This window comes from Echinicola sp. 20G, from assembly GCF_015533855.1.
GTDB lineage: Bacteria > Bacteroidota > Bacteroidia > Cytophagales > Cyclobacteriaceae > Echinicola.
In genome coordinates this window covers 753,615-777,752 of record NZ_AP024154.1, presented here as the reverse complement: position 1 = coordinate 777,752, position 24,138 = coordinate 753,615, and the positions used below count along the sequence as shown (strand labels likewise).

At 40.1% G+C, this 24,138-nt stretch carries 16 protein-coding genes; 11 read left to right on the top strand and 5 right to left on the bottom strand.

Translation table 11 applies throughout. The features are described from left to right. Window positions 1–195: 195 nt before the first annotated feature. The 4 genes from JL001_RS03505 to JL001_RS03490 are packed head-to-tail and all read right to left on the bottom strand — an operon-like array spanning window position 196 to window position 4,194. Window positions 196–1,116 carry a rhomboid family intramembrane serine protease gene (locus JL001_RS03505; protein ID WP_200974782.1) on the bottom strand — a complete coding sequence of 307 codons (921 nt, stop codon included), beginning with the start codon at window positions 1,114–1,116 and terminating at the stop codon, window positions 196–198. Window positions 1,117–1,118: 2 nt separating this feature from the next. Further along, on the bottom strand, window positions 1,119–1,910 hold the full coding sequence (locus JL001_RS03500) for a rhomboid family intramembrane serine protease (RefSeq protein WP_200974781.1): 792 nt from the start codon (window positions 1,908–1,910) through the stop codon (window positions 1,119–1,121). 3 nt (window positions 1,911–1,913) lie between these two features. Next, the gene (mutL, locus tag JL001_RS03495; RefSeq protein ID WP_200974780.1) at window positions 1,914–3,791 is read right to left on the bottom strand and encodes a DNA mismatch repair endonuclease MutL; all 1,878 of its coding nucleotides are present in this window, start codon (window positions 3,789–3,791) and stop codon (window positions 1,914–1,916) included. Beyond that, window positions 3,784–4,194, bottom strand: coding sequence for a hypothetical protein (locus tag JL001_RS03490; RefSeq protein WP_200974779.1), 411 nt, complete (start codon window positions 4,192–4,194; stop codon window positions 3,784–3,786). The genes mutL and JL001_RS03490 overlap by 8 nt, the downstream gene beginning before the upstream one ends. Window positions 4,195–4,382: 188 nt before the next feature. On the opposite strand from JL001_RS03490, the gene JL001_RS03485 reads away from it, so the two are divergent. From JL001_RS03485 to JL001_RS03435, 11 genes are all read left to right on the top strand, one after another. Next, window positions 4,383–7,334 carry a glycoside hydrolase family 3 N-terminal domain-containing protein gene (locus JL001_RS03485; protein WP_200974777.1) on the top strand — a complete coding sequence of 984 codons (2,952 nt, stop codon included), beginning with the start codon at window positions 4,383–4,385 and terminating at the stop codon, window positions 7,332–7,334. A 95-nt stretch (window positions 7,335–7,429) separates the two neighbouring features. Beyond that, window positions 7,430–8,569 (top strand): N-acetyl-alpha-D-glucosaminyl L-malate synthase BshA, encoded by a 1,140-nt coding sequence (gene bshA / locus JL001_RS03480; RefSeq protein WP_200974775.1) that lies wholly within the window; start codon window positions 7,430–7,432, stop codon window positions 8,567–8,569. 158 nt (window positions 8,570–8,727) lie between these two features. Then, on the top strand, window positions 8,728–9,357 hold the full coding sequence (locus tag JL001_RS03475) for a sterol desaturase family protein (protein ID WP_200974773.1): 630 nt from the start codon (window positions 8,728–8,730) through the stop codon (window positions 9,355–9,357). A 93-nt stretch (window positions 9,358–9,450) separates the two neighbouring features. Further along, window positions 9,451–10,266: an epimerase gene (locus JL001_RS03470; protein ID WP_200974771.1), complete on the top strand. Its 816-nt coding sequence runs from the start codon at window positions 9,451–9,453 to the stop codon at window positions 10,264–10,266. 251 nt (window positions 10,267–10,517) lie between these two features. Then, window positions 10,518–13,316, top strand: a complete 2,799-nt coding sequence (locus JL001_RS03465) for a 2-oxoglutarate dehydrogenase E1 component (RefSeq protein WP_200974769.1) — start codon at window positions 10,518–10,520, stop codon at window positions 13,314–13,316. A 123-nt stretch (window positions 13,317–13,439) separates the two neighbouring features. After that, on the top strand, window positions 13,440–14,981 hold the full coding sequence (gene odhB, locus JL001_RS03460; protein ID WP_200974767.1) for a 2-oxoglutarate dehydrogenase complex dihydrolipoyllysine-residue succinyltransferase: 1,542 nt from the start codon (window positions 13,440–13,442) through the stop codon (window positions 14,979–14,981). 175 nt (window positions 14,982–15,156) lie between these two features. Beyond that, entirely contained in the window at window positions 15,157–16,557 is a 1,401-nt protein-coding gene (gene lpdA / locus JL001_RS03455; protein WP_200974765.1) for a dihydrolipoyl dehydrogenase, read from the top strand. A gap of 399 nt (window positions 16,558–16,956) precedes the next feature. After that, window positions 16,957–18,612: a hypothetical protein gene (locus tag JL001_RS03450; RefSeq protein ID WP_200974763.1), complete on the top strand. Its 1,656-nt coding sequence runs from the start codon at window positions 16,957–16,959 to the stop codon at window positions 18,610–18,612. A 277-nt stretch (window positions 18,613–18,889) separates the two neighbouring features. Continuing rightward, entirely contained in the window at window positions 18,890–21,709 is a 2,820-nt protein-coding gene (carB, locus tag JL001_RS03445; protein WP_200974761.1) for a carbamoyl-phosphate synthase large subunit, read from the top strand. A gap of 23 nt (window positions 21,710–21,732) precedes the next feature. Then, window positions 21,733–21,984, top strand: coding sequence for a DUF4834 family protein (locus JL001_RS03440; protein WP_200974760.1), 252 nt, complete (start codon window positions 21,733–21,735; stop codon window positions 21,982–21,984). A gap of 136 nt (window positions 21,985–22,120) precedes the next feature. Continuing rightward, the gene (locus JL001_RS03435; RefSeq protein WP_200974759.1) at window positions 22,121–23,242 is read left to right on the top strand and encodes a transporter; all 1,122 of its coding nucleotides are present in this window, start codon (window positions 22,121–22,123) and stop codon (window positions 23,240–23,242) included. A 49-nt stretch (window positions 23,243–23,291) separates the two neighbouring features. Here JL001_RS03435 and JL001_RS03430 read toward each other — a convergent pair whose 3' ends face one another. Then, window positions 23,292–24,086, bottom strand: a complete 795-nt coding sequence (locus JL001_RS03430; RefSeq protein ID WP_200974758.1) for a hypothetical protein — start codon at window positions 24,084–24,086, stop codon at window positions 23,292–23,294. Window positions 24,087–24,138 lie beyond the last annotated feature (52 nt).

Sequence of the window (24,138 nt, the reverse complement as noted above, 5' to 3'; positions counted from 1 at the left end):
AGGTGTCTCGTTAGTATAAAAGTAGTTTAAAAAACTTTATTCTGCAACGACTTGCTTTTATGATTAAAAATTCTGATTTTGGAATTATTTTAATGGTTTTTGAAGGTAAAAAATTGCAATTGGTGTTATGATTAATTGCTTAATAATGAGGTGGGTAAGCAACAAATAACAATCGCCGGCTTATGCCGGCGATTGTTATTTGTTGCTGTATTCGAATAGCTTTCTTTTTTCTTCTTTGCTAAGGCTATCGTAACCTTTATCTGCAATTTTGTCCAGAATTTTGTCAATTTCCTCTTGGGTGGTGGCTTGAGATGAATCTGTTTTTCGATCTTCTTTTTTCAAGGGCTCACTCTTATAGGGAGTGTTTTTCTTGCGGTAAGTGACTTTTACATTGGGTCTACCTGAAAACAGGTTCTCAAAAAACTGCCCCACAGCTTGAACTGGCCTACCTAAGTCTGTTCCTTTTCTCAAGAGTGAAATGTAGAAGTAGCCTAATGCAGCACCGCCCAAGTGTGCCAGTTCTCCTCCTGCATTGCTGCCAGTACTGTTGGCAAATGCTACCACTACATAGAATATAGCGATGTATTTTATCCTTACTGGTCCAAGTAAGATAAGGTGGAAAGTGGTGTCAGGGGTCAGCGTCGCAGCCCCTACAACAATGGCATATACGCCTGCACTTGCTCCCAACATCAATGCGGCATCTCTATGGTTACTGAAATAAGGAGCAAAATTATACATCAAAACGTACAAAAGCGCCCCAGCTATTCCGCCAAGGATATATAGGTTGGTTAGTTTTCTGCTTCCCAAGTATTCTTGAACCAGTAAGCCGAACCAATACAGAAAGAGCATGTTGAATAAAATATGGAAGATGCCCTCATGCAAAAACATATAAGTGATGATGGACCAAGGCTGAAGAATGAAGTGATCCAAGGCAGCTGGCATCATAAAGTATGAAAGGATCCTACTATAAAGGGCTTCACCGCCTCCGATAGTCAAGAAAACCCTAAGCACCAGAAAAGCCAAAAACACTAAAATATTAATGGCCAATATCTTATAGAGACTATTGTCTTTATGGTTGAAAGCGTTTTTTAAATAATACCAGAATCCTCCGTACATGATCAATAAAAGCTAGTTCTGTTCTTTTTCCAGAAAGTTACCAAAATCGCACCTATTATTAAACCACTTAAGTGGGCAAAATGTGCCACATTATCTGTAGGGTTATTGACAATCACATTGTATACCGTGTAGAGTCCATAGAAGAGCACCAAATATTTTGCTTTGATTGGCATCGGTGGGAACAATAGGAAAAGCTGGGTATTAGGGAAGAGCATTCCAAAGGCGATCAAAATACCAAATAAAGCTCCCGAAGCACCTACCATAGGAATGTTGGCTTTATTTTCCCTAACAGCTTGCATATTGTCTTTGGCTTGCTGAATGTAACTTTCGTTTTCAGGAGCTCTGCTAAATTTATCGATAAAGTCATAGATACTTGACTTGAACATATAATTGTTGTCAGAGACAAACTGATTAAAAATTTCCGGATCTGGATCGTTGTAAAAAGATTCGATTTTGTTGTCCAGTTGATGCATTTGGAAAGCCGTGTAACCTGAATAAAGCACGCCTGATCCGATACCGCAAACCATCCACAGTGTCAGAATTTTTTTTGGACCTAAAAACTGTTCCAATAATGGACCAAATATAAACAAACCGAACATGTTGCTGAACAAATGCCAGATTCCGGCATGCATAAACATATAAGTCAAAAACTGAAAAGGCATAAACAACCTGCTTTCTATATAGTAAAGCGCAAACATGGCCTGCAACTGCGGAATGAAGTAGGCTGCTATAAAGAAAATGCCCACGTTTATCAAGAGCAGGTTTTTGACAACGGGTGTTAGGTTTCTAAACATAGATTATTTTTCAAAAAAGCTTCTTATTCTAGTTAAATCAAGTTTGATAAAGGTTTTGTTCCCTGACAAGCCGTAATTTGGATTTTGGCAGGCAAATAGTTGCCCTACGATGGTTTCCATTTCCTGGCTGTTAAGTTTTGCCCCTTTCTTAATGGAAGACTTTTTGGCCAAAGATCGCGCCAGATTTTCTTTGTTGTCCAAAGAAAGTTCAGATTTAAAATGTTTAAACTGTTCCAAAAGGCCTTCAAAAAGCGCCTTTTCATTGTTGATCTGAATATCTGCAGGCACCCCTTTTATCAACAAGGTGTTTTTCCCAAACTCTTCGACCACAAAGCCAAGATTGGTCAGCTCATCATGAAGGTCCATGACGAGAGCAAAATCTGCAGGACTTACATTGATGCTTTGCGGAAAGAGACATTGCTGGGATGCACCTCCCGTATTTTTCAATTGCTTCAGGTACCTTTCATACAAGATGCGCTCATGGCTGGCCTGCTGGTCAAGCAATAACATGCCACTGCCGAGCTGAGCTACAATATAACTCATTTCTACTTGAAAAGTTGTCCCTGTATTGGTTTCCTCTTGAGGAAAATGAAGTGCTTTTTCAGGTTGTAAAGCTTCTTTTTCTTCATCATTCGCCTTGCTGGAGAAGGTAAGCGTCTCTACGGAAGGAGAGGAAACTTCTTCTTTAAAGGCGTCTTTTCTAAGGTCGGAAGTGCTGTTCTTTTCTCCCTCGAAAAGCTTTTCCCAACCTGAAGTATCCTGTTTCTTAAAGGATGGAGAGCTGTAGGTCTTATAGCTGTTTTCTCGGCTTACTTCTTCTTTCCTTACTTCGTCGTTTTTCCAGGTTTCTGTAAAATTTACATCCAGGCTAAAATCCAAGGTGGGCACGACATTGTGAGCACCCAAAGCCTGTTTTACCCCAGCCCGCACCACAGAATAGATGGTTCTTTCATCATCAAACTTGATTTCTGTTTTGGTGGGGTGGACGTTGATGTCTATATGGGAAGGATCGATTTCAAGGAAAAGCACATAAAATGGGTGTTGGTCTGAAGCCATTAAGCCTTCATAAGCATTGGAGACTGCATGGTTCAGGTAATTGCTTTTGATGAATCGGTTGTTTACAAAGAAGTATTGCTCTCCCCGTGACTTTTTGGCATTTTCAGGCTTGCCGACATAGCCTTTGATCCTCACATGGGGCGTGTCTTCCTCACAAGCCACCAATTGTCCCTGATAGTTCTTCCCAAATATCCCTACTATTCTTTGGCTTAGTTTTCCAGGGCTGAGCCTGAACAGTTCCATGTCGTTGTGTGTCAAACTAAAACTGATTTCAGGATAGGACAGGGCTACCCGCTGGAATTCCTCGACAATGTGCTTCATCTCCACAGGGTTGGATTTGAGGAAATTTCTCCTGGCTGGAACATTGAAAAAGAGGTTTTTAACTGCAATGGAAGTGCCTTGGGGGCAGACAACCGGTTCCTGTTTTTTGATTTCAGAACCCTCTATACAGATTTGTGTGCCAAGTTCTTCTCCTTGCGGCCTGGTTTTCATTTCCACTTGGGCCACAGCAGCAATGGATGCCATGGCTTCTCCCCTAAACCCAAAAGTCTTAATGGCAAATAAATCATCTGAATTCCTGATTTTAGAAGTGGCATGGCGTTCAAAGCTCATTCGGGCGTCTGTAAGGCTCATTCCTTTGCCATTGTCGATGACCTGGATAAGCATTTTCCCAGCTTCTTTCACCAAAACCTGAACGTCTGAAGCACCTGCATCTATGGAGTTTTCCAGTAATTCTTTTAATGCGGATGCTGGACGCTGAACGACCTCTCCCGCAGCTATTTGATTTGCAATAGCATCAGGAAGAAGTTGAATAATATCACTCATTTCCCCTGCCTTTCAATCTTAGAAAAAATAGCACAGCTGCTATTCCAATACCCACATATAATAAAATATAAAGCACACTTGCTCCCCAATATAGATATCCAGTGATACTCCCAACAAGAAAAAGTAAAATGATCAAACGCAACATCCCAGCGCTGCTGAATAAGTCTGATGGTTTGTTTCTTATAGGGCTACCCTGTGTAAAGGCACCTCTGATGGAAGAAGATTTATCTCTTTTAAAAGCCTCATTGATTTCCTCATCAGAAGAAATAAGCCCATCCGCTTCCAGTTGTCTTTTTATCCTGGAGGTTCTTTGCTCAATTTCTTCTTTGACCGGATCGTAGTGCCTTGGCTTAATGTCAAAGCGCATAGGCCTGGCGGTTCTGAATATAGAGGGAAATTTCATGATGAATTTAGATTCGATTATACCATTAATACGTTAGTAAATATAACGTAGGTTCTGCTCATCACTATTTTGATAGACAGAAGCTTTAATTTTATGTAAGTTTCGCAATAACTCCGAAGAATGGCGGTGTACTGTACTACACTTACAAAGTTATTTTAAATTTTAAGCAATAAAAATTAAACATTCGCATGATTCAAAAAGTTTGGATGGCCATTTTATTGATCATCCTGGAAGTAACTGTTAGCAATGGCTTTCCTAAATTTGATATCCCTAATGATCCTTTTAGCACTAAAGATATTCTGGCTCAAAACCGATGGGTGGACAGTGTTTTCAATAGCTTATCATTTGAGGAGCGTTTAGGTCAACTTTTTATGGTAGCAGCTTACTCCAATCGGGGGGAAGAGCACAAGCAAGCAATCAGCAAGCTTATCAAAGAAGAACAATTGGGCGGATTGATATTTTTCCAAGGAGGGCCTGTCAGGCAGGCCAACCTGACCAATTACTATCAATCAATTTCCAAGACTCCACTTTTTATAGCCATGGATGCAGAGTGGGGGGTGAGTATGCGACTGGATAGTGTTTTGCAGTTTCCAAAACAGATGACGCTGGGAGCCATTGAGGATGACGAGCTGATATATCAGATGGGTACAGAGATAGCTCATCAGTTCAAGGAGCTGGGAATGCACATCAACTTTGCCCCAGTAGTGGACATCAACTCGAATCCTGATAATCCAGTGATTGGGTACCGGGCTTTCGGAGAGGAAAAGGAAAGAGTGGCCAGAAAGTCTGTGGCCTACATGAAGGGCTTGCAGGAGCATGGAGTAATTGCTAACGCCAAACATTTTCCAGGCCATGGAGATACAAATTCGGATTCTCATTATACCACCCCGGTAATCATTAAAACAAAAGATCATATTAAGGAAGTCGACCTTTATCCTTATAGGCAGCTGATCAGAGAAGACCTGATGAGTGTCATGGTTGCCCATTTGCACACGCCAAGTTTGGGTACTACAGCTTCAATGCCAACAACCCTTACAAAAGGTGTGGTAACTGATTTACTTAAAAAAGACCTTGGATTTAAAGGGCTTGTTTTCACAGATGCATTGAATATGAAAGGCGTCAGCAATCTCCACAAGCCCGGGGAAGTAGATTTGCTGGCACTTTTGGCAGGGAATGATATTTTGTTGTATGCTGAGGATGTACCCAAATCCAAACAGCTTATTTTACAGGCAGTCGAAGATGGTAGGATCAGCCAGGAAGAGATTGATGGAAGGATCAGGAAGATTTTGAGAGCTAAATATTGGGCTGGGCTTAGTAAGCCTCAAAAAATCAATACGGATAAATTGGTGGAGAGAATAAGCACTTATGATACCCAAGCATTGATTGAAAAGTTATATGCCGGATCCATGACCCTTACGGCCAATGAGGAGGGATTTCTGCCTATCAGAAATCAGGATTTGTTAAAGATGGCCTCTATTACCCTTGGGGATGGAGGAGAGACCTTTCAGAAATATTTGGATAAATATGGTGAATTTCATCATTTCAGGTTGGCCAGAAATAGCAATAACGCTAATTACAGAGCATTAGAAGAAAATCTGAAAGATTACAATACTATCGTAGTAGGTGTGATGAACGTAAGCAACAGTCCCAGAAGAAATTTTGGGATTAAAGAAAGCGATATGTTCTTTATCAAAAACCTCAGTGAAAAGTACAACGTGATCACTGTGCTTTTTGGAAATGCATATGCCGCAAAATACTTGGATGACATGCCTCATGTCCTGGTGGCTTATGAGGAAAATGAATACACAGAAAAGTTGGCTCCTCAGGTAATCTTTGGGGCAAGAGGGGTGAATGGAAGCCTCCCTGCTACTGTTAGCAGTTCGTTGAAGGCAGGAACTGACCTTTCCTATGAAGCTAAAGATCGCTTAGGTTATAGCAGTCCTGAAACAGTAGGGATGGATAGTCGACAACTCAATAAAATTGATGATATTATCAACGGTGCCATAAGGAGTAAATCTACCCCTGGAGCGTGTGTTTTGGTGGCTAAAAATGGAAAAGTGGTGTTTGAGAAGGCCTATGGTTACTTGGATTATGACCGTTCCAAAGTTGTTACTACCGAAACTATTTATGATTTAGCCTCCATTACAAAAGTAATGGCCACAACACAAGCGATCATGTTTTTGAACAGTAGGGGCTTGATCGATATCAACAGGCCAATTGGGGATTATTTGTTAGAGCTTAATGGCTCAAACATGGCCAAGCTGGTGATCAAGGATATTATGACACATGAAGCAGGGCTGCTTCCATGGATTCCTCACTATACTAAAACCATAAATGGAAAGGAATGGGATCAGGCCTATTATAGGAGTCAGCCAGGCCCTGGATTTAATGTGAAAGTTGCCAATGGAATGTATGCTATGGATGCTTTGCCTGACAGTGTTTGGAAGTGGACGGTTGATTCTGAATTGAGAAAACTACCGTATGGCAAAAAAAAATACGATTATAAATATTCAGATTTGGGCATGTACATGCTGCATCGGTTGATAGAAAAGATGGTGAATCAACCGATGAATGAATTTTTAGAGCAGAACTTTTATCAGCCATTAGGTTTATATACTTTAACCTATTTGCCTTTACAAAAATTTCCAATTGAAAGAATTGCCCCAACTGAGAACGATATGATTTTCAGGCATGAAGTGATTCGTGGTACGGTTCATGATCCCGGGGCCGCCATGTATGGAGGGGTTGCTGGTCATGCTGGATTGTTTGGGACAGCGCATGATCTGGCTGTGATGATGCAGATGATGCTGCAGGATGGGCATTACGGTGGTGTGAACCTAATTGATCCAAAAACCGTAAAACAGTTTACGAAACGACAGTCAAAGGAAAGCAGGCGGGCCTGGGGATGGGACAAGCCTGAGCCAGAAATTGATAAAGGAGGATCTGCTGGAAAATTGGCCTCTAAAAACAGTTTTGGGCATACTGGATTCACTGGGACCGCTGTATGGGCAGACCCTGATAATGATTTGATCTATGTGTTCTTATCCAATAGAGTTTATCCCAATGCAAGCAATAATTCTTTGTTGAGGGATAATATCAGAACTGATATTCACGATGTAATTTATCAATCCATCCGATAGGTTTAGAAAAATTATACGCATATTGAACAAAAATGAAACCTTAGTGGTTATAGCTTCTAAATTTAAAAAAGTAGCTTTTTTTAAGTAAAGAAAACATGAAAATCGGAATTGTCTGTTACCCCACTTTTGGTGGGAGTGGCGTAGTGGCCACAGAATTGGGGAAAGCCCTTGCAAAAGAAGGACATCAGGTTCATTTTGTAACATACAGACAGCCTACCAGGTTGGACTTTTTCAGTGAGAATTTATTCTATCACGAAGTAGATATAAAGAGTTATCCATTATTTGAACATGCACCTTATGAATTGGCCTTGGCCAGTAAAATGGTGAATGTCGTCAAATATGAGGAATTGGACTTGCTACATGTCCATTACGCTATTCCTCATGCTTCGGCTGCTTACATGGCCAAGCAGATTTTGAAAAGCCAAGGAATAGAAATACCTGTGGTTACCACCTTACATGGTACTGACATCACTTTGGTGGGAAAAGACCCCAGTTATGAACCAGTGGTTACATTCAGTATCAACGAGTCAGATGGTGTCACTGCGGTGTCGGAAGATTTGAAGCAAGCTACCTACGAGCATTTTGATATTAAGAATGGCATAGAGGTGATTCCAAACTTTATTGATCTGGATCGCTTCAAGAAACAGAAAAAGGAGCATTTCAAGAGGGCAATATGTCCAAATGACGAAAAACTATTGGTGCACACTTCCAACTTTAGGAAAGTAAAGCGGGTAGAGGATGTTATTCAAGTATTTTATGAAGTGCGGAAAGTTGTTCCTTCAAAGCTGTTATTGGTAGGAGATGGGCCTGAACGAGATAAGATGGAGCGCCTTTGTAGAGAGTTGGGGACTTGTGAAGATACCCGTTTCTTAGGGAAATTGGAGGCCGTGGAAGAAGTGCTTTCAGTGGCTGACTTGTTTTTGATTCCTTCTGAGAAAGAGAGTTTTGGCTTAGCGGCACTGGAGGCGATGGCCTGTGAGGTTCCAGTATTGTCTTCTAATGCTGGAGGGATACCTGAATTGAACATTGATGGAGTAACGGGCTTTGCATGCGATGTTGGGGATATCAAAGGTTTGACTGAAAAGGCCTTACATATCCTTTCTGATAAGAACTTACCTGGGTTTAAAAAAAGAGCTTTGGCCAGGGCAAAAGAATTTGATGTTTCAAACATATTGCCGAGGTATGAGGCGTTTTATAAAAAGACCATAGAGAAAACCCTTTCTCTTTCCAAATAGGTGATTTTAATCATTATTTCCTCAAAAGAATATCTCCTTTTGAAATCATTCCGTTAAATTTGTGGGGAATTTTAAAAGTTTCAGCCTAGTTTGCGTATTAAGCTGTTGCTTTTCAGTTATTTAATGGAAATAAGAATTAATTAGAAAATAAGAATAGGATGAAGAAAATTGGAAGACTGGAGAGGCCTGATAACAATGGGTCCGCACAAATGTTCCAAAATCCTGTTTTGGAAAAGTTGTCCAGAACACATATAAGTATTCCTATTATCATGTTTTTGGTAATAGGTTCCGTTTCGTTTTACTATGGATTGACTACTACTACGATTCCGGTTTTGATAGGATTAATAGTATTGTTGATTGGTCTATTGGCTTTTACTCTTGTGGAATATTTGATGCATAAGTATTTCTTTCACATGGTGCCTAATACCAAACTGAAAGATAAATTACAGTATTCTGTGCACGGGGTCCATCATGATTATCCCAAGGACAAAGATCGTTTGGCTATGCCTCCTTTTATCAGTGGCTTATATGCCTGCATCTTTTATTTTGTGTTTACCTTTATTATGGGTGATTATGCTTTCTATTTCTTGCCAGGTTTTTTGATTGGCTATGCGCTGTACCTTGGGGTGCATTATGTGGTTCACGCTTTCCAGCCACCAAAGAATTTCTTGAAAATCCTTTGGGTTAACCATGCCATTCATCACTATAAGGATCCTGATGTTGCATTTGGGGTAAGTTCACCTCTTTGGGATGTTGTTTTAGGTACAATGCCTAAGAAAGATAAATAAGATGAAAGCCTTCTTCCTTTTGGAGGAAGGCTTTTTTATGGACAAAAACAGTTATTTTAGAGTGGAGTTGATCAACCCAAAATACCAAAATAGATGAAGATCAGTATAATTGGCCTAGGATGGCTCGGCCTTCCCCTAGCAAAGTTTCTTATTGGCAAGGGGCATGAGGTAATTGGTAGTACTACTTCAGTAGAGAAACAAAAACTGCTGGAAAAAGAAGGAGTTAACGCCGTATGCTTAAAATTAGAACCTCATCCTGTTGGAAGTGGGTTTCAAAAACTTTTTGATGCTGATCTAGTCATTATAAATATCCCTCCCAAAAGAAGAACTTTGCCCGATACTTTTCATCCTGAGCAAATCAAATTCCTAAAAGCCCTCATACAACAATCAAATGTAAAAAGTGTCATTTATACCAGTGCTACTTCTGTGTATCCGGATGTTAATAGAGAGGTGGATGAAACGGAAAAATTGATTGGAAAAGAGACAGTGAACATGACATTGTTGGAAGCTGAGAGTATCTTAACCAAAGATAAAAGTTATTCGCTTACCATCATTCGCTTAGGGGGATTACTAGGGTTGGACAGAATTCCTGGAAAATATTTTTCAGGAAAGACCAATGTAACAGGACATCCTCCAGTCAATTATATTCATCAAGAGGATGCGGTAAGACTTATTGAGTTTGTAGTTGCCAATAATTTATGGGATGAGATTTTCAATGGTGTAAGTCCCTTGCATCCTAAGAAGAAAGCCGTTTATGAAATGAACGCTAAAGAACTGGGTTTTGATCCACCAGCAAGTTATGATCAAAGCGAGCGCGCTGATTGGAAACAAGTTTCTTCCCGAAAAATCCAAGATGAGGGCTTTATGTTTAAATATGAAGACCCGCTTTCATTCAATTACACGCCTTGATAAGACATTTTCTTTAGTAAAAATTGATGATTTAAACTTATAAATGATCCATTCGATAACATGTCTGCCAAACCACATTTTGAAATCATACAAAAACCAAATTTATTTCAATAAGAATCAACGAAAATGCAAGTATAGTTTTGTGAATAAAAACAAATGTCATTGAAAATCAGTTTTATTTGTTTAGGCGAATAAGCAGTTTTATTAAAAATTCATAAGTATATATATTTGCGTATCGAAATAATCAAAACATGGACAAATATTCATACATTTCCAATGCCCATGTAGCTTATATTGATGAGCTATATGAGGATTACAAAAAGGACCCAGAATCAATCGAACCAAGTTGGAAAACATTTTTTGATGGCTTTGACTTTGCCATTACCAAGTTTGGAGAAGACGAAAACGGAGGCGCTGTTTCTTCAACATCGCAAGTGAGTGCTGCACCAAATGGCAATCTAGCGACCAAAGGAACTATTATGGACATGGAGCAATTGCCAAAGGAAATTAAGGTAAGGGCTTTGATCCATGCGTATCGTTCCAGAGCACACTTAAGGTCTAAGACCAATCCAGTACGAGAAAGAAGGGATAGAAAAGCATTGATCGACCTAGAGGATTTTGGGTTGAGCGAGGCGGACCTAAGTACGGTTTTTCAGGCTGGGAACGAAATTGGTATTGGAGATGCCAAGTTGAGTAAAATCGTAGAAGCCCTCAAAAAGATATATGAAGGTTCGATGGGATTCGAATACTTATATATTCGAGATCCGGAAATGTTGGATTGGTTGAGGCAAAAAATTGAAAAGGAAGCTTTGGCCTTTAACCCTCCAGCTGAGGAGAAGAAGAGAATATTGTCCAAGTTGAATGAAGCGGTTGTCTTCGAAAACTTCTTGCATACCAAATATTTAGGACAAAAGCGATTTTCCCTTGAAGGTGGTGAAAGTACCATCCCATTTTTGGATGCGGTCATCAATAAGGGGGCGGAATTAGGTGCCGAAGAAGTGATGATTGGTATGGCCCACAGAGGTCGATTGAATGTTTTGGCCAATATCATGGGCAAAACCTATGAGCAGATTTTCTCTGAATTTGAAGGAACTGCCAAGCCTGACCTTACCATGGGTGATGGTGATGTGAAGTACCATATGGGATTTTCCAGTGAAATTACCACACCTACCAGCAAGAAGATCAACCTGAAATTAGCTCCTAACCCGTCACACTTGGAAGCGGTAAATCCAGTAGTGGAAGGGTTTGTAAGAGCAAAAATCGATCATCAGTATGAAGGGAACAAGGATAAGGTAATTCCTATCTTGATCCATGGTGATGCAGCGGTGGCTGGGCAAGGTATTGTGTATGAGGTGACGCAAATGGCTAACCTAAAAGGTTATAACACCGGAGGAACCATTCACTTTGTGATCAATAACCAGGTTGGTTTTACGACAGACTTTGATGATGCAAGAAGCTCGATCTACTGTACCGATGTAGCCAAAATCATAGATGCTCCTGTAATCCACGTCAATGGAGATGATCCAGAAGAAGTGGTATTCGCGGCAAAACTGGCTGCTGAATTCAGACAGAAATATAACCAGGACATTTTCATTGATATGGTTTGTTATAGAAGGCATGGCCACAATGAATCTGATGAGCCTAAGTTTACCCAACCTGAGTTATATAACATTATATCCAAGCATCCTAATCCAAGAGAGATCTATAATAAAAGACTCATGGAAAGAGGGGATGTAGATGCCAAGCTGGCTAAGCAGATGGACAAAGAGTTCCGTCAATTGCTTCAAGACAGGTTGAATATGGTGAAAGAAAAGCCACTTCCTTATAACTTCTCACCTTTTGAGCAGGCCTGGAAAGAACTTAGAAAGTCTACCCCTGAGGATTTTGAGAAATCTCCAGATACTTTTATTTCTGAAGAAGCGGTTAATAAAGTAGCAGAAGCGTTGACCACCTTGCCAAAAGGCTTTAAGCCAATTAAGCAAATTGAGGTGCAAATGAAGCAGCGTAAAGATATGTTCTTTAATTCCAAGTCCCTAAACTGGGCGGCTGCTGAATTATTGGCTTATGGCTCTTTGCTATTGGAAGGCAAAACAGTAAGGTTAACTGGACAGGATTGTAGAAGAGGTACTTTCTCTCACAGACATGCGGTGCTTCATGACGCCAATACCAGTAAGTCTTACAATTCTTTAAAAGAATTAAAGGATAATAAAGGTCAATTCCATATTTATAACTCCTTACTTTCTGAATATGCAGTATTGGGATTTGAATATGGATATGCCATGGCCAATCCAGATTCATTGACCATCTGGGAGGCACAATTTGGTGATTTTGCCAATGGTGCCCAGACGATGATTGACCAGTTTATCAGTTCTGGTGAGTCCAAGTGGCAGAAAATGAACGGGCTTGTGATGTTGTTGCCTCATGGTTATGAGGGACAAGGGCCAGAGCACTCTAATGCTAGGCCAGAAAGGTTCTTGCAACTTTCTGCTGAATACAATATGGTGGTAGCCAATATCACAGAACCCTCCAACTTCTTCCATTTGTTGAGAAGACAATTGGCTTGGGAATTTAGAAAACCTTGTATTGTAATGTCTCCTAAATCCTTGTTGAGACATCCTAAAGTGATGTCTCCTGTTGAGGAATTTACCACAGGTGGGTTTAGGGAAGTTTTGACGGATACTACCGTAAGCGAAAAGGATGTGACGCGAGTAGTACTTTGTTCAGGTAAAATCTATTATGATCTGATAGAGGCAAGAGAAAAGGAAAAAGTGAAAGATGTTGCAATCGTTAGGGTAGAGCAGTTGCATCCACTTCCTAAAAATCAGATTGTTGATGTAGTTAAATCTTTCAGCAAACAGAAAGAAGTGGTTTGGGTACAGGAAGAACCAGAAAACATGGGCTACTGGACCTATATGATGAGGGCTTTGTTCAGGGATTTCCCTATGGAGGTTATCGCTCGAAAGGCAAGTGCTTCACCAGCAACAGGCTACCATAAGGTGCATGTTGAAGAACAACAAAATATTATCAATAAAGCATTAAAAATCAAGTAAATCCCCCAAGCCCCAGCCATGTTTTTGTGCTGGGGCTAGATTTGGGTTTAATTTTATTATTTTAGTTTAATAATCAGAAATTAGCCTTGGACCATAACGGTTTGGGGGGTAAAAAAAATAGCCATGAGTTTAGAAATCAAAGTCCCTGCTGTGGGCGAATCCATTACTGAAGTAACCATAGGCCAATGGTTTAAAAATAGCGGAGACTATGTCGAAATGGACGAAGTGATCTGCGAATTGGAATCAGACAAAGCAACTTTTGAATTGACAGCGGAGGCTGCTGGTGTTTTGACTACCAAGGCAGAAGCAGGTGATACCTTGGAAATCGGGGCTGTGATCTGTGAAATAGACACCAATGCATCAGAAGGAGATGCAGCTCCAGCGGAAGAAAAGAAGGAGGAGTCTAAGCCTGCAGAGAAAACTTCCAATGGTGGAGGAAAGACAGGAGAAGTAAAAGATATGGTTGTCCCTACAGTTGGAGAATCAATCACGGAAGTTACTTTGGCGACTTGGTTGAAGGAAGATGGTGATTTTGTGGAATTGGATGAAATTATTGCAGAAGTAGATTCTGATAAAGCGACTTTTGAACTTCCTGCTGAAGCTCAAGGAATTTTAAGACATGTTGCAGCTGAAGGTGATACGTTGGAGATTGGGGGGATGATCTGTAAGATAGAAGTTGTAGAAGGTGATGCCCCTTCAGAATCTGCTGGTGAAAGCACCGCGGAGACAACTCCTTCTTCAAATGGGGACAGTTATGCAGCAGGCCATGCTTCACCAGCTGCAGCAAAAATATTGGCAGAAAAGGGCATTGATGCCAAAAGTGTGAAAGGAACTGGTAAAGATGGTAGAATTACCAAAGAGGATGCTGAAAAGGCTCAAAAACCTGCTCCTAAGCCAGCTGCACCTCAAGCATCAAAAGCGCCAGCCAAAGAAGCTGCACCTGAAGCACCTAAAGTAGCAGGCGAAAGAAATACGAAGAGGGAAAAGATGACCTCCCTCAGAAAGACCATTTCAAAGCGACTAGTAGCTGCCAAGAATGAAACAGCCATGTTAACCACTTTCAATGAGGTGAACATGAAGCCGATCATGGATCTAAGAAAGCAGTATAAGGAGATGTTCAAGGAAAAGCACAATGTGAACCTTGGCTTTATGTCTTTCTTTACCAAGGCTGTTTGTGTAGCGCTTCAGGAATGGCCGGCAGTCAATGCACAAATTGATGGAAACGAATTGGTGTATCATGACTTCTGTGATGTGTCCATTGCCGTTTCGGCTCCTAAAGGATTGGTAGTTCCGGTAATTAGAAATGCAGAAGCCCTTTCTTTTGACCAAATAGAGAAAGAAGTGGTGAGATTGGCTACAAAGGCAAGAGATGGTAAGTTGACCATTGAAGAGATGACCGGAGGTACTTTTACGATTACCAATGGAGGGATTTTTGGATCCATGATGTCCACCCCAATCATCAATCAGCCTCAATCAGCTATTTTAGGAATGCACAATATTGTGGAGAGACCAATGGCCGTGAATGGTGAAGTGAAAATCCTCCCTATGATGTATGTGGCCTTGTCTTATGATCACAGGATTATTGATGGTAGAGAATCTGTAAGCTTCTTGGTTAGGGTGAAGCAATTGCTTGAAGATCCAGCTAGGTTGTTACTAGGAGTATAAAAATGATCGGTACCAAGTTTAAAAACTCAGACATTTAGGCTTGGTACTTTTTTTAATTTAATGGAGCAGAAGTGATAGGCCAAAAGCTTAGCGAATTGCTCCCGAATAAATACAAGATAATCACAGACCGGATGGACCATACAAAGGGATGGCTTCTGGAACAAAACAAACAATCATGAAATACGACTTAATCGTAATTGGATCTGGACCAGGGGGATATGTTGCTGCCATTAGAGGGGCACAGCTCGGGATGAAAACGGCTATTGTGGAGAAATATCCAACTTTAGGCGGTACTTGCTTAAATGTAGGCTGTATTCCTTCCAAGGCATTGTTGGACTCCACTGAGCATTACCACAATGCTGCCCATACCTTTAAAACCCATGGGATTGACTTGAAAGATTTAAAAGTGAACCTTAAGCAGATGATTGCCCGCAAGGATGATGTGGTCAAGCAGAATGTGGATGGAATTCAGTACTTGATGAAAAAAAATAAAATTGATGTTCATCAAGGGCTTGGTTCATTTGTAGATAAAAATACCATCAAAGTGACCAAGGATGATGGGAAATCTGAAGAAATCACCGGCAAGAATATCATTATAGCTACCGGATCTAAGCCGTCTTCCCTTCCTTTTATTGAAATAGATAAGAAACGCATCATCACTTCTACTGAAGCCTTGAAGATGAACGAGGTTCCCAAGCACATGATTGTGATTGGTGGTGGTGTAATTGGAATGGAATTGGGTTCTGTGTATGCCCGTATGGGAGCAAAAGTTTCGGTAGTAGAATTCATGGATTCTTTGATCCCATCCATGGACAAGACCATGGGTAAAGAATTGCAAAAGTCTCTTAAAAAATTAGGCTTTGAGTTTTACTTAAAACACAAGGTTACCGCTGTGAAAAACAGAGGGAAGGAAGTGACCGTTACAGCAGAAAACAGCAAAGGTGAGGCGGTTGAAGTGAAAGGGGATTATGTTTTGGTTTCTATTGGTAGAAGACCTTATACGGAAGGCCTTAATGCCGAAGCTGCTGGAGTGAAGATCAATGACCGAGGTCAAGTAGAAGTAGATGAGCATTTGAAAACCAGTGTGGATAATATTTATGCCATTGGTGATGTGGTTAAAGGAGCCATGTTGGCTCACAAAGCTGAAGAAGAAGGTGTTTTGGTTGTGGAGCAATTGGCGGGACAAAAACCTCATATCAATTATAATTTGATTCCTGGTGTGGTTTACACTTGGCCTGAAGTGGCAGCTGTTGGCCTGACTGAGGAGCAGTTGAAGGAAAAAGGTATTAAATATAAAACGGGAAAATTCCCTTTCATGGCATCTGGTCGAGCGAGGGCCTCCATGGATACTGACGGTTTGGTCAAAGTGCTTGCTGATGCGAGCACTGATGAGATATTAGGTGTTCATATGATTGGTCCAAGAACAGCAGATATGATTGCTGAGGCGGTTGTGGCCATGGAATATAGGGCATCGGCAGAGGATATTGCTAGAATGTCTCATGCGCACCCTACTTATACGGAGGCTTTCAAAGAGGCATGTTTGGCAGCTACTGAAAATAGAGCATTGCATATTTGATAGTAAATAATTTTCGTTCTTTAAGAAGCAGCAACTATGTGATTAAAGTTGCTGCTTTTTTTATATCCAGCTTATAAAAATGTTGGAGAAAATTCGCTGATTATTCTATGTTTTGGAATAGTTTCCGTTTTCTGGAATTTCTTTTCTTTAGATTTTTGGGTTCAACTTATCAGCATGTACTTTTTTTAATATATTTTTTTTAAAATCACTATTTTAAAGAAAACCGCTTAATAACTCAATCAGATAAGTTTTTTGGACAAAAATAAGTGATTAATAGTAAGGGTTTGCCTGTCAGTATATTAAGTTTTTTTAAAACAAGTCACTAGAATATGGTTTTAGTCTTATATTTGCATTCATAAACCAAAAGCAACTATTTATACACTAAAAAAAGCAGTTAAAATGAAAACTAAAGTACTTGGAATGGTTTTGGTGTCTGCAATGATAATGTTGTCATGTAATCCAGATGATAGCGTTCCTAATGGCGGAGATGAAAAAATAGTAATTAACACGGATAAAGAATTATTGAGCGCTCGACTTAGCTTGACCAACACAGGTGTCGTGGGGATAACCTCAGAGTCTGCAGCGAATGCTAAAAGAGCTAGAATTGGAGTGGAGGAAGAAGGAGAGATAGGTAACCTTCCTTTGGAATTGATCGCTCAGGTAGAAGCGCCAACTTTTGAAGGAAATACTTTACAAGCTACACATGTGGCCATTAATGGAGATTATGCGTATGTAACTTATAATACACAAGGGGCAAAGTACTTGGGGGCTATTGATATTTTTGATATCAGCAATGTATTGAAGCCAGAAATTGTAAGCCAAGCGATTTTTGAAGAAGCTGATTTAAACGCTGTTGATTATGTGGAAGGAAAGTTATACATCGCAGCAGCTGTTGACCAAGATGGAAGCTATGGAGTAGATGGCCCTGCCAACTTGATTACGGTTTCTACTTCTAATGGTCAATTTACTTCAGACTTTGAGTTTTCGACTGTAGATGGTTATGTGGCAACAGATATCAACCATACCAACAATAATGTTGTGATGGTGTCAGGTACTGATGGTAAAGTTACCTTATTTGATAAATCTAATTCAACCATCGTTAGCCAAGTGGATTTTCCTGACTTGAGATCGGTGACGTTTGGGCAAAGTACCGTTTTCGGTATTGATCAGAACAAGTTGTTTGTTCTTTGTGGTGAAAAGGGAATTAATATTTTAAATCCAGTTTCTTTGGAAACTGAAATTACTATTCCTTTATCTCCTGATTATTCAGGCGCTAAGCGTACCATGGATGTACATGATGAAGCATTGGTTGTGTCAGAAGGAGCAAATGGAGCGGGTCTTTATAGTACAAGTAATGGAGCTGAGCTGCAAAGGGTGGAAATTCCTGTTGTTTCTGAAGGGCTTCTTACTGAAGAGATAGTAACCAACGCTGTTACCACCAATGAAAAACATTTGTTTATGGCCAATGGTGCAGCAGGGGTGAGTGCTGCGGCATTTGAAGAAGATGGCGTGGAGACATTAGGTGTGTTAGACCTTTTTGGTTCTTCCAACTTTGTAAAAGCCAATGATGAGTACATCTTTGTTGCTTCTGGCTTACAGGGCTTGCAGATATTGAAAATCAATCTTGCTGAGGAAATCAATGACAATGTTTGTACTGATTTGCCAGCTTATACTGGAAATAGTTGGGTGAATATCAATTCAGGTCAGCCTCAAGGGTATTCCGGTTCATTGGTTGTGGATGGTTTGAATGTAAATGATGATTTTACTTTCTGTGGATCCCTTTCTGTTAAAGGCTGGGCCAATGTCAATAGCAATGGTACTTTCAATATGAGAGGTTCATTGGTGATTGGGCAATATGGTCAAGATACAGGTCTACAGATCAATGATACCATGATAATCGAAGGTAGTTTGGTCATCTATGGTAACCTTACGTTGAACAGTGGTGCGAAGCTTGAATTCTTGGGATCAGGTTCATCGGTTACTGTATATGGAAATGTTTGGAATAACGGAGCGACCATTACTGGAGACTATAATGATACAGAAGGAAAGCTTTAAATATAACTGACTTTTAAGTGTTAGCGGCTATCGGAGTTTTTCGATAGCCGCTTTTGTTTTTGGAATAATTGACCTTGTTGAAGCAATTATTTACATTGTGAGATCAGCGTTTATTCATGGCATAATTGCATTATCCCATGATACTAATGGCTGTGTACTTCGATTATTATAGGTCGATGGAATGTTTTTTCTTTTTCTTCCTGCTACTTCCAATAATTTACTTAATTTTGCACCAATTTAGCCATAAGTAAAAATCTTATCCAAACCTCTCTAAAGCATGCCTAAAGATAATAGCATTAAACATGTACTGATCATTGGAAGTGGCCCGATCGTAATTGGCCAAGCCTGTGAGTTTGATTATTCTGGTTCCCAAGCAGCCAGGTCCCTAAGGGAAGAGGGTATTACCGTTACCCTTATCAACTCCAACCCGGCAACAATTATGACGGATCCGGTTACCGCAGACAATGTTTACCTGCTTCCGTTGGAGAAAAAATCCATCGTAAAAATCCTGACTGAGCATCCGGATATTGACTGTGTTCTACCTACCATGGGGGGACAGACTGCCTTGAACTTGGCGATAGAAGCTGATCAAGCTGGTATTTGGAAGAAATTTGATGTAAGGATGATTGGTGTTGATATTGACGCCATCGAAACTGCTGAAAACCGTGAGAAATTTAAGGCCTTGATGGAGGAATTAAATGTAGGGGTTTGTATCGGTAGAACTGCTACATCGTTTCTTCAAGGTAAGGAAATAGCACAGGAAATTGGTTTCCCATTGGTAATTCGTCCATCTTATACCCTTGGCGGTACTGGTGGTGGATTTGTGGAAAAGGAAGAAGACTTCGAAAAAGCCCTGATGAGTGGCTTGAAAGCATCTCCTACTCATGAAGTTTTGGTAGAGCAGAGTATTCTAGGTTGGAAAGAATATGAGTTGGAGGTACTGAGAGACTCTATTGGTAATATGGTCGTGATTTGTTCCATTGAGAACTTTGACCCAATGGGCGTTCATACCGGAGACTCTATTACTGTAGCTCCTGCAATGACCCTTCCTGATACGGTATATCAGGAAATGAGAAATTTGGCCATTAAGATGATGAATGGTATCGGTAATTTTGCTGGAGGATGTAATGTTCAGTTCTCTGTAAGTCCTGATAACCAAACCATCATTGGTATTGAAATTAACCCAAGGGTATCCCGTTCATCAGCTTTGGCATCTAAAGCCACTGGTTACCCAATTGCTAAGGTGGCTTCTAAACTGGCCATTGGATATAACTTGGATGAGTTGGAGAACTCCATTACAGGAACAACTTCTGCATTCTTTGAGCCAGCCATTGACTATGTGATCGTAAAGATCCCTCGTTGGAACTTTGATAAATTCAAAGGTTCTGATCGTCGTCTGGGTCTTTCTATGAAAGCTGTGGGTGAAGTAATGGGAATTGGACGTAACTTCCAGGAAGCCTTGCAGAAAGCCTGTCAATCACTGGAGATCAAGAGAAATGGTCTTGGTGCAGATGGCAAAGAGTTGAAAAACCAAGAGCAGATTCTTTATAGTTTGGAGCACCCAAGCTGGAATCGACTTTTCCATATTTATGATGCCTTCAAGTTGGGTATTTCTTTCAGGACTATTTCAGATTTGACAAAAATAGACAAATGGTTCCTGAAGCAAATCGAAGAGTTGGTGCACTTGGACATTACTTTAGGAAAATACACTTTGGATACCATTCCTAAGGATTTGATGATGTTGGCCAAGCATAAAGGCTATGCTGACCGTCAGATTGCTCACCTTTTAGGTTGCTTGGAAAGCGAAGTATTCAACAAGAGAAGGGATGAAATGGGCATCAAGCGTGTCTACAAATTAGTAGATACCTGTGCAGCAGAATTTGAGGCGCAAACTCCGTATTATTATTCTTCTTTTGGTGAAGAAAACGAATCAACTGCTTCTAATAATAAAAAGGTAATTGTACTGGGTTCAGGGCCTAACCGAGTAGGTCAGGGTATTGAATTTGATTACTCATGTGTGCATGGAGTCTTGGCTGCCAAAGAGTGTGGCTACGAAACCATCATGATTAACTGTAACCCTGAAACAGTTTCCACAGACTTTGATATTGCGGATAAGCTGTACTTTGAGCCTGTTTTCTGGGAGCATATTTATGAGATTATCCTTCACGAGAAACCTGAAGGAGTTATTGTTCAGCTTGGTGGTCAGACCGCATTGAAATTGGCCGAGAAGCTGGAGAAATATGGTGTAAAGATTCTTGGAACAAGCTTCGAAGCGCTTGATTTGGCGGAGGATAGAGGAGAATTTTCTAGCTTGCTAAAAGCCAATGACGTCCCTTATCCAGAATTTGGAACCATTCATAATACTGACGAAGCGCTTGAGCTTTGCAAAACCATTGGATTCCCATTGCTAGTAAGACCTTCCTATGTACTAGGCGGCCAAGGGATGAAAATTGTGATCAACGAAAAAGAATTGGAACAGCATGTCGTTGAAGTATTGAAAGACATTCCTGACAATGAGATTTTATTGGATCACTTCTTGGAAGGAGCTATTGAAGCGGAAGCAGATGCCATTTGTGATGGAGAGAATGTGTACATCATTGGTATTATGCAGCACATAGAGCCAGCGGGTATTCACTCTGGTGACTCTTATGCCGTATTGCCTCCGTACAATTTAGGAGATTTGGTGGTTCGTCAGATAGAAACCTATACGGAGAAAATCGCTTTGGCATTGAAAACTGTTGGTTTGATCAATATCCAATTTGCTATCAAGGGTGATAAGGTTTATGTGATTGAAGCAAACCCAAGAGCATCCAGGACTGTTCCATTTATTTGCAAGGCATATCAAGAACCTTATGTTAATTATGCCGTAAAAGTGATGTTGGGAGCTAACAAAGTGACGGACTTTGAATTTAATCCAGTGAAAAAAGGTTATGCTATCAAAGAGCCGGTATTCTCTTTCCATAAGTTCCCTAATGTAAATAAAGAGTTGGGACCTGAGATGAAATCAACTGGTGAGGCCATTTATTTCATAGATGATTTGATGGATGATTACTTCCTAAAGATTTACTCAGAGAGAAACCTTTATCTAAGTAGATAATTTGAATATAAATAAAATTCGCTTTGAAGTATATAATATTAATTCTTTGTATTGGGTGGTTATTTGGCCAGCTTGTTAGGTATTTTCTTCGTTCCAAGTTGGGACAATTTGCCCAGCAGGTAAAAGCTGCTGCTCGTGAAGAGGAAAGGGCACAACGTAGCTCAAAAGATGAAGGAGAAATTCATGTAGACTATGTACCCAAGCATTATCAAGAAAGAAGTAGTAAGGATATTCGAGGCGGAGAATATGTGGATTATGAGGAAGTAAAAGACTGATTCCTATACCCAATAAATTATTTAAAGAGCTCCATTTATGGAGCTCTTTTTTTATTTTGAAATCGGAGGATTTTGGATTAAAATATATTATAATACGTAATTATTACGAATCAATATTTACAATAAACCCCATGATATGATTAGAAAAATTTACACACTGATTTTCACACTCATTTTTTCTGTAATAGGATTTGCTTCAGTTTATGCACAGGGATGTGTTGCAATTCGAGGCTTTGCAGGGTGTAATGGCCAAGTAGGTTCTGATTCATTCTTGCCTAAGGGAGAATGGCTGGTAAATGGAAATTTTAGGTATTTTCATTCGTTTAGGCACTTTAGGGGAGAAGAAGAGGAAACCAATCGGGTAGAAGAAGGTACGGAAGTAATCAATGATTCCTATTTCTTTGATGTTTCTGTATCATATGGAATTAGTGATCGGTGGTATGGAACCTTGGTTTTGCCATTGGTATACCATGAGCGTTCTTCCATGTACGAGCATGGAGGTAATCCTCCAAATGGTTTGGGGGATATACACAAGACGTTTTCAAGTGGTTTGGGAGATGTCAGAATGAGCGCTTCCTATTGGGTGATGAATCCAGAGAAAAACCCTAAAGGGAACTTATCTATAGGTTTGGGAATGAAATTTCCAACAGGTGACTATGGTGCCACGGATACATTTTACAATCAGGGAGAAAATAGAGATGAGACTTTAGAGCTTACTGTGGACCAGTCTATCCAGCCAGGAGATGGTGGTTTTGGAGCCACATTGGAATTGCAGGCTTATAGAATGCTGTCTCATCATTTTATTCTTAATGGAAGTTTCTTTTACTTGGCCAATCCAAGAGAGACTAATGGGGAATCTGCAAGAAACAGAGGTACTGAGTTTTCTGTTCCAGACCAGTATGCCATTAGAGCCGGGGCAACATATGTGTCTTCCGTGCCAGGCTTGAGTTTTTATTTAGGAGGCCGCCATGAGTGTATTCCTGTGTATGATCTGATTGGAGGAAGTGATGGATTTAGAAGACCAGGCTATGTCACATCTATTGAGCCAGGTATCAACTATGGTAAAGGGGCATTTGCTGTAAATATTAATGTACCCATCGCTTTAAAAAGAAATAGGACAAGAAGTTATTTGGATATAGAGGGGTCTACTCCGGATAATTACAGGCATGGGGATGCAGCTTTTGCAGATTACCTGATTAATATAGGTTTTGCCTGGAAGATATCGAAAAAGGTTTCAGAACCTTTTCATGTCATGTAGAGATAGAAAAGGGAGCTTCAATTTAGCTCCCTTTTTTATTATCAATAAATTATTTGCCACCATTGGCTTTGAGGTCATTGAGGCAATTTTCATCTAAGGTAGGAATCCCTTCGTCCATTGAAGAAAATATACTTCTCGTTTCGACTTCCCAGTACATCAAGCAGTCTTCATTATCGCAATGTTTGAGGTTTTCTCCATCTTCATGGTCGGTAACCATTCCCGACCCTAAATTTACTAAACCCATTAAATGACCCAATTCATGCTCAAGGACAGTAGTTTCTAGTTTGGGTTTGCTGGGTCTTCCAAAGCTTCCAGAATTTTCCTTTACTCTTTTGCCCATTAAAGCGATGGAGGTGTTTCTGTGAGCAAATCCGAGACTTGCTTCGGTATCACTGTCTTCGTCAAAATAGCCGTCAAGGATAAGGATGTACATTCCCAATTTATCTCCAGCATTATAGGCCGTTCTATTGTTGTCTTCTATTTCGCGTACCTCAGTAACGCTGTAATCTTCTTGACCTACTGCAGGTATGGATGTAGTTATTACTGTGATACCAAGCGGCTTATTGATCAGTGAATTTAGCCAATCTGTAATTTGAGTAATGGTGGTTTCACTTAAGGGATACCCTTCCATATATTGAATTTCCAATTCAAGGCTTTGAAACTTCGAGGAAGATAATATTTCATTTGCAGAAACACCTGGGGATCTTTTGGCTGCCTTTACACTTTCTAAACGCTCATCTACTTCGGAATCTTTGAAACAAGAGGTGGCAAGGAATATTAGGCTCAGTAGAAATATTGAACTGGTAAAACGGCTGTAATGTTTTTCAAATAATTTATTTTGCATTTTGAATCTAAATTAATTCATTTAAAATAAATATAATCTGGTTAAAAGCAAA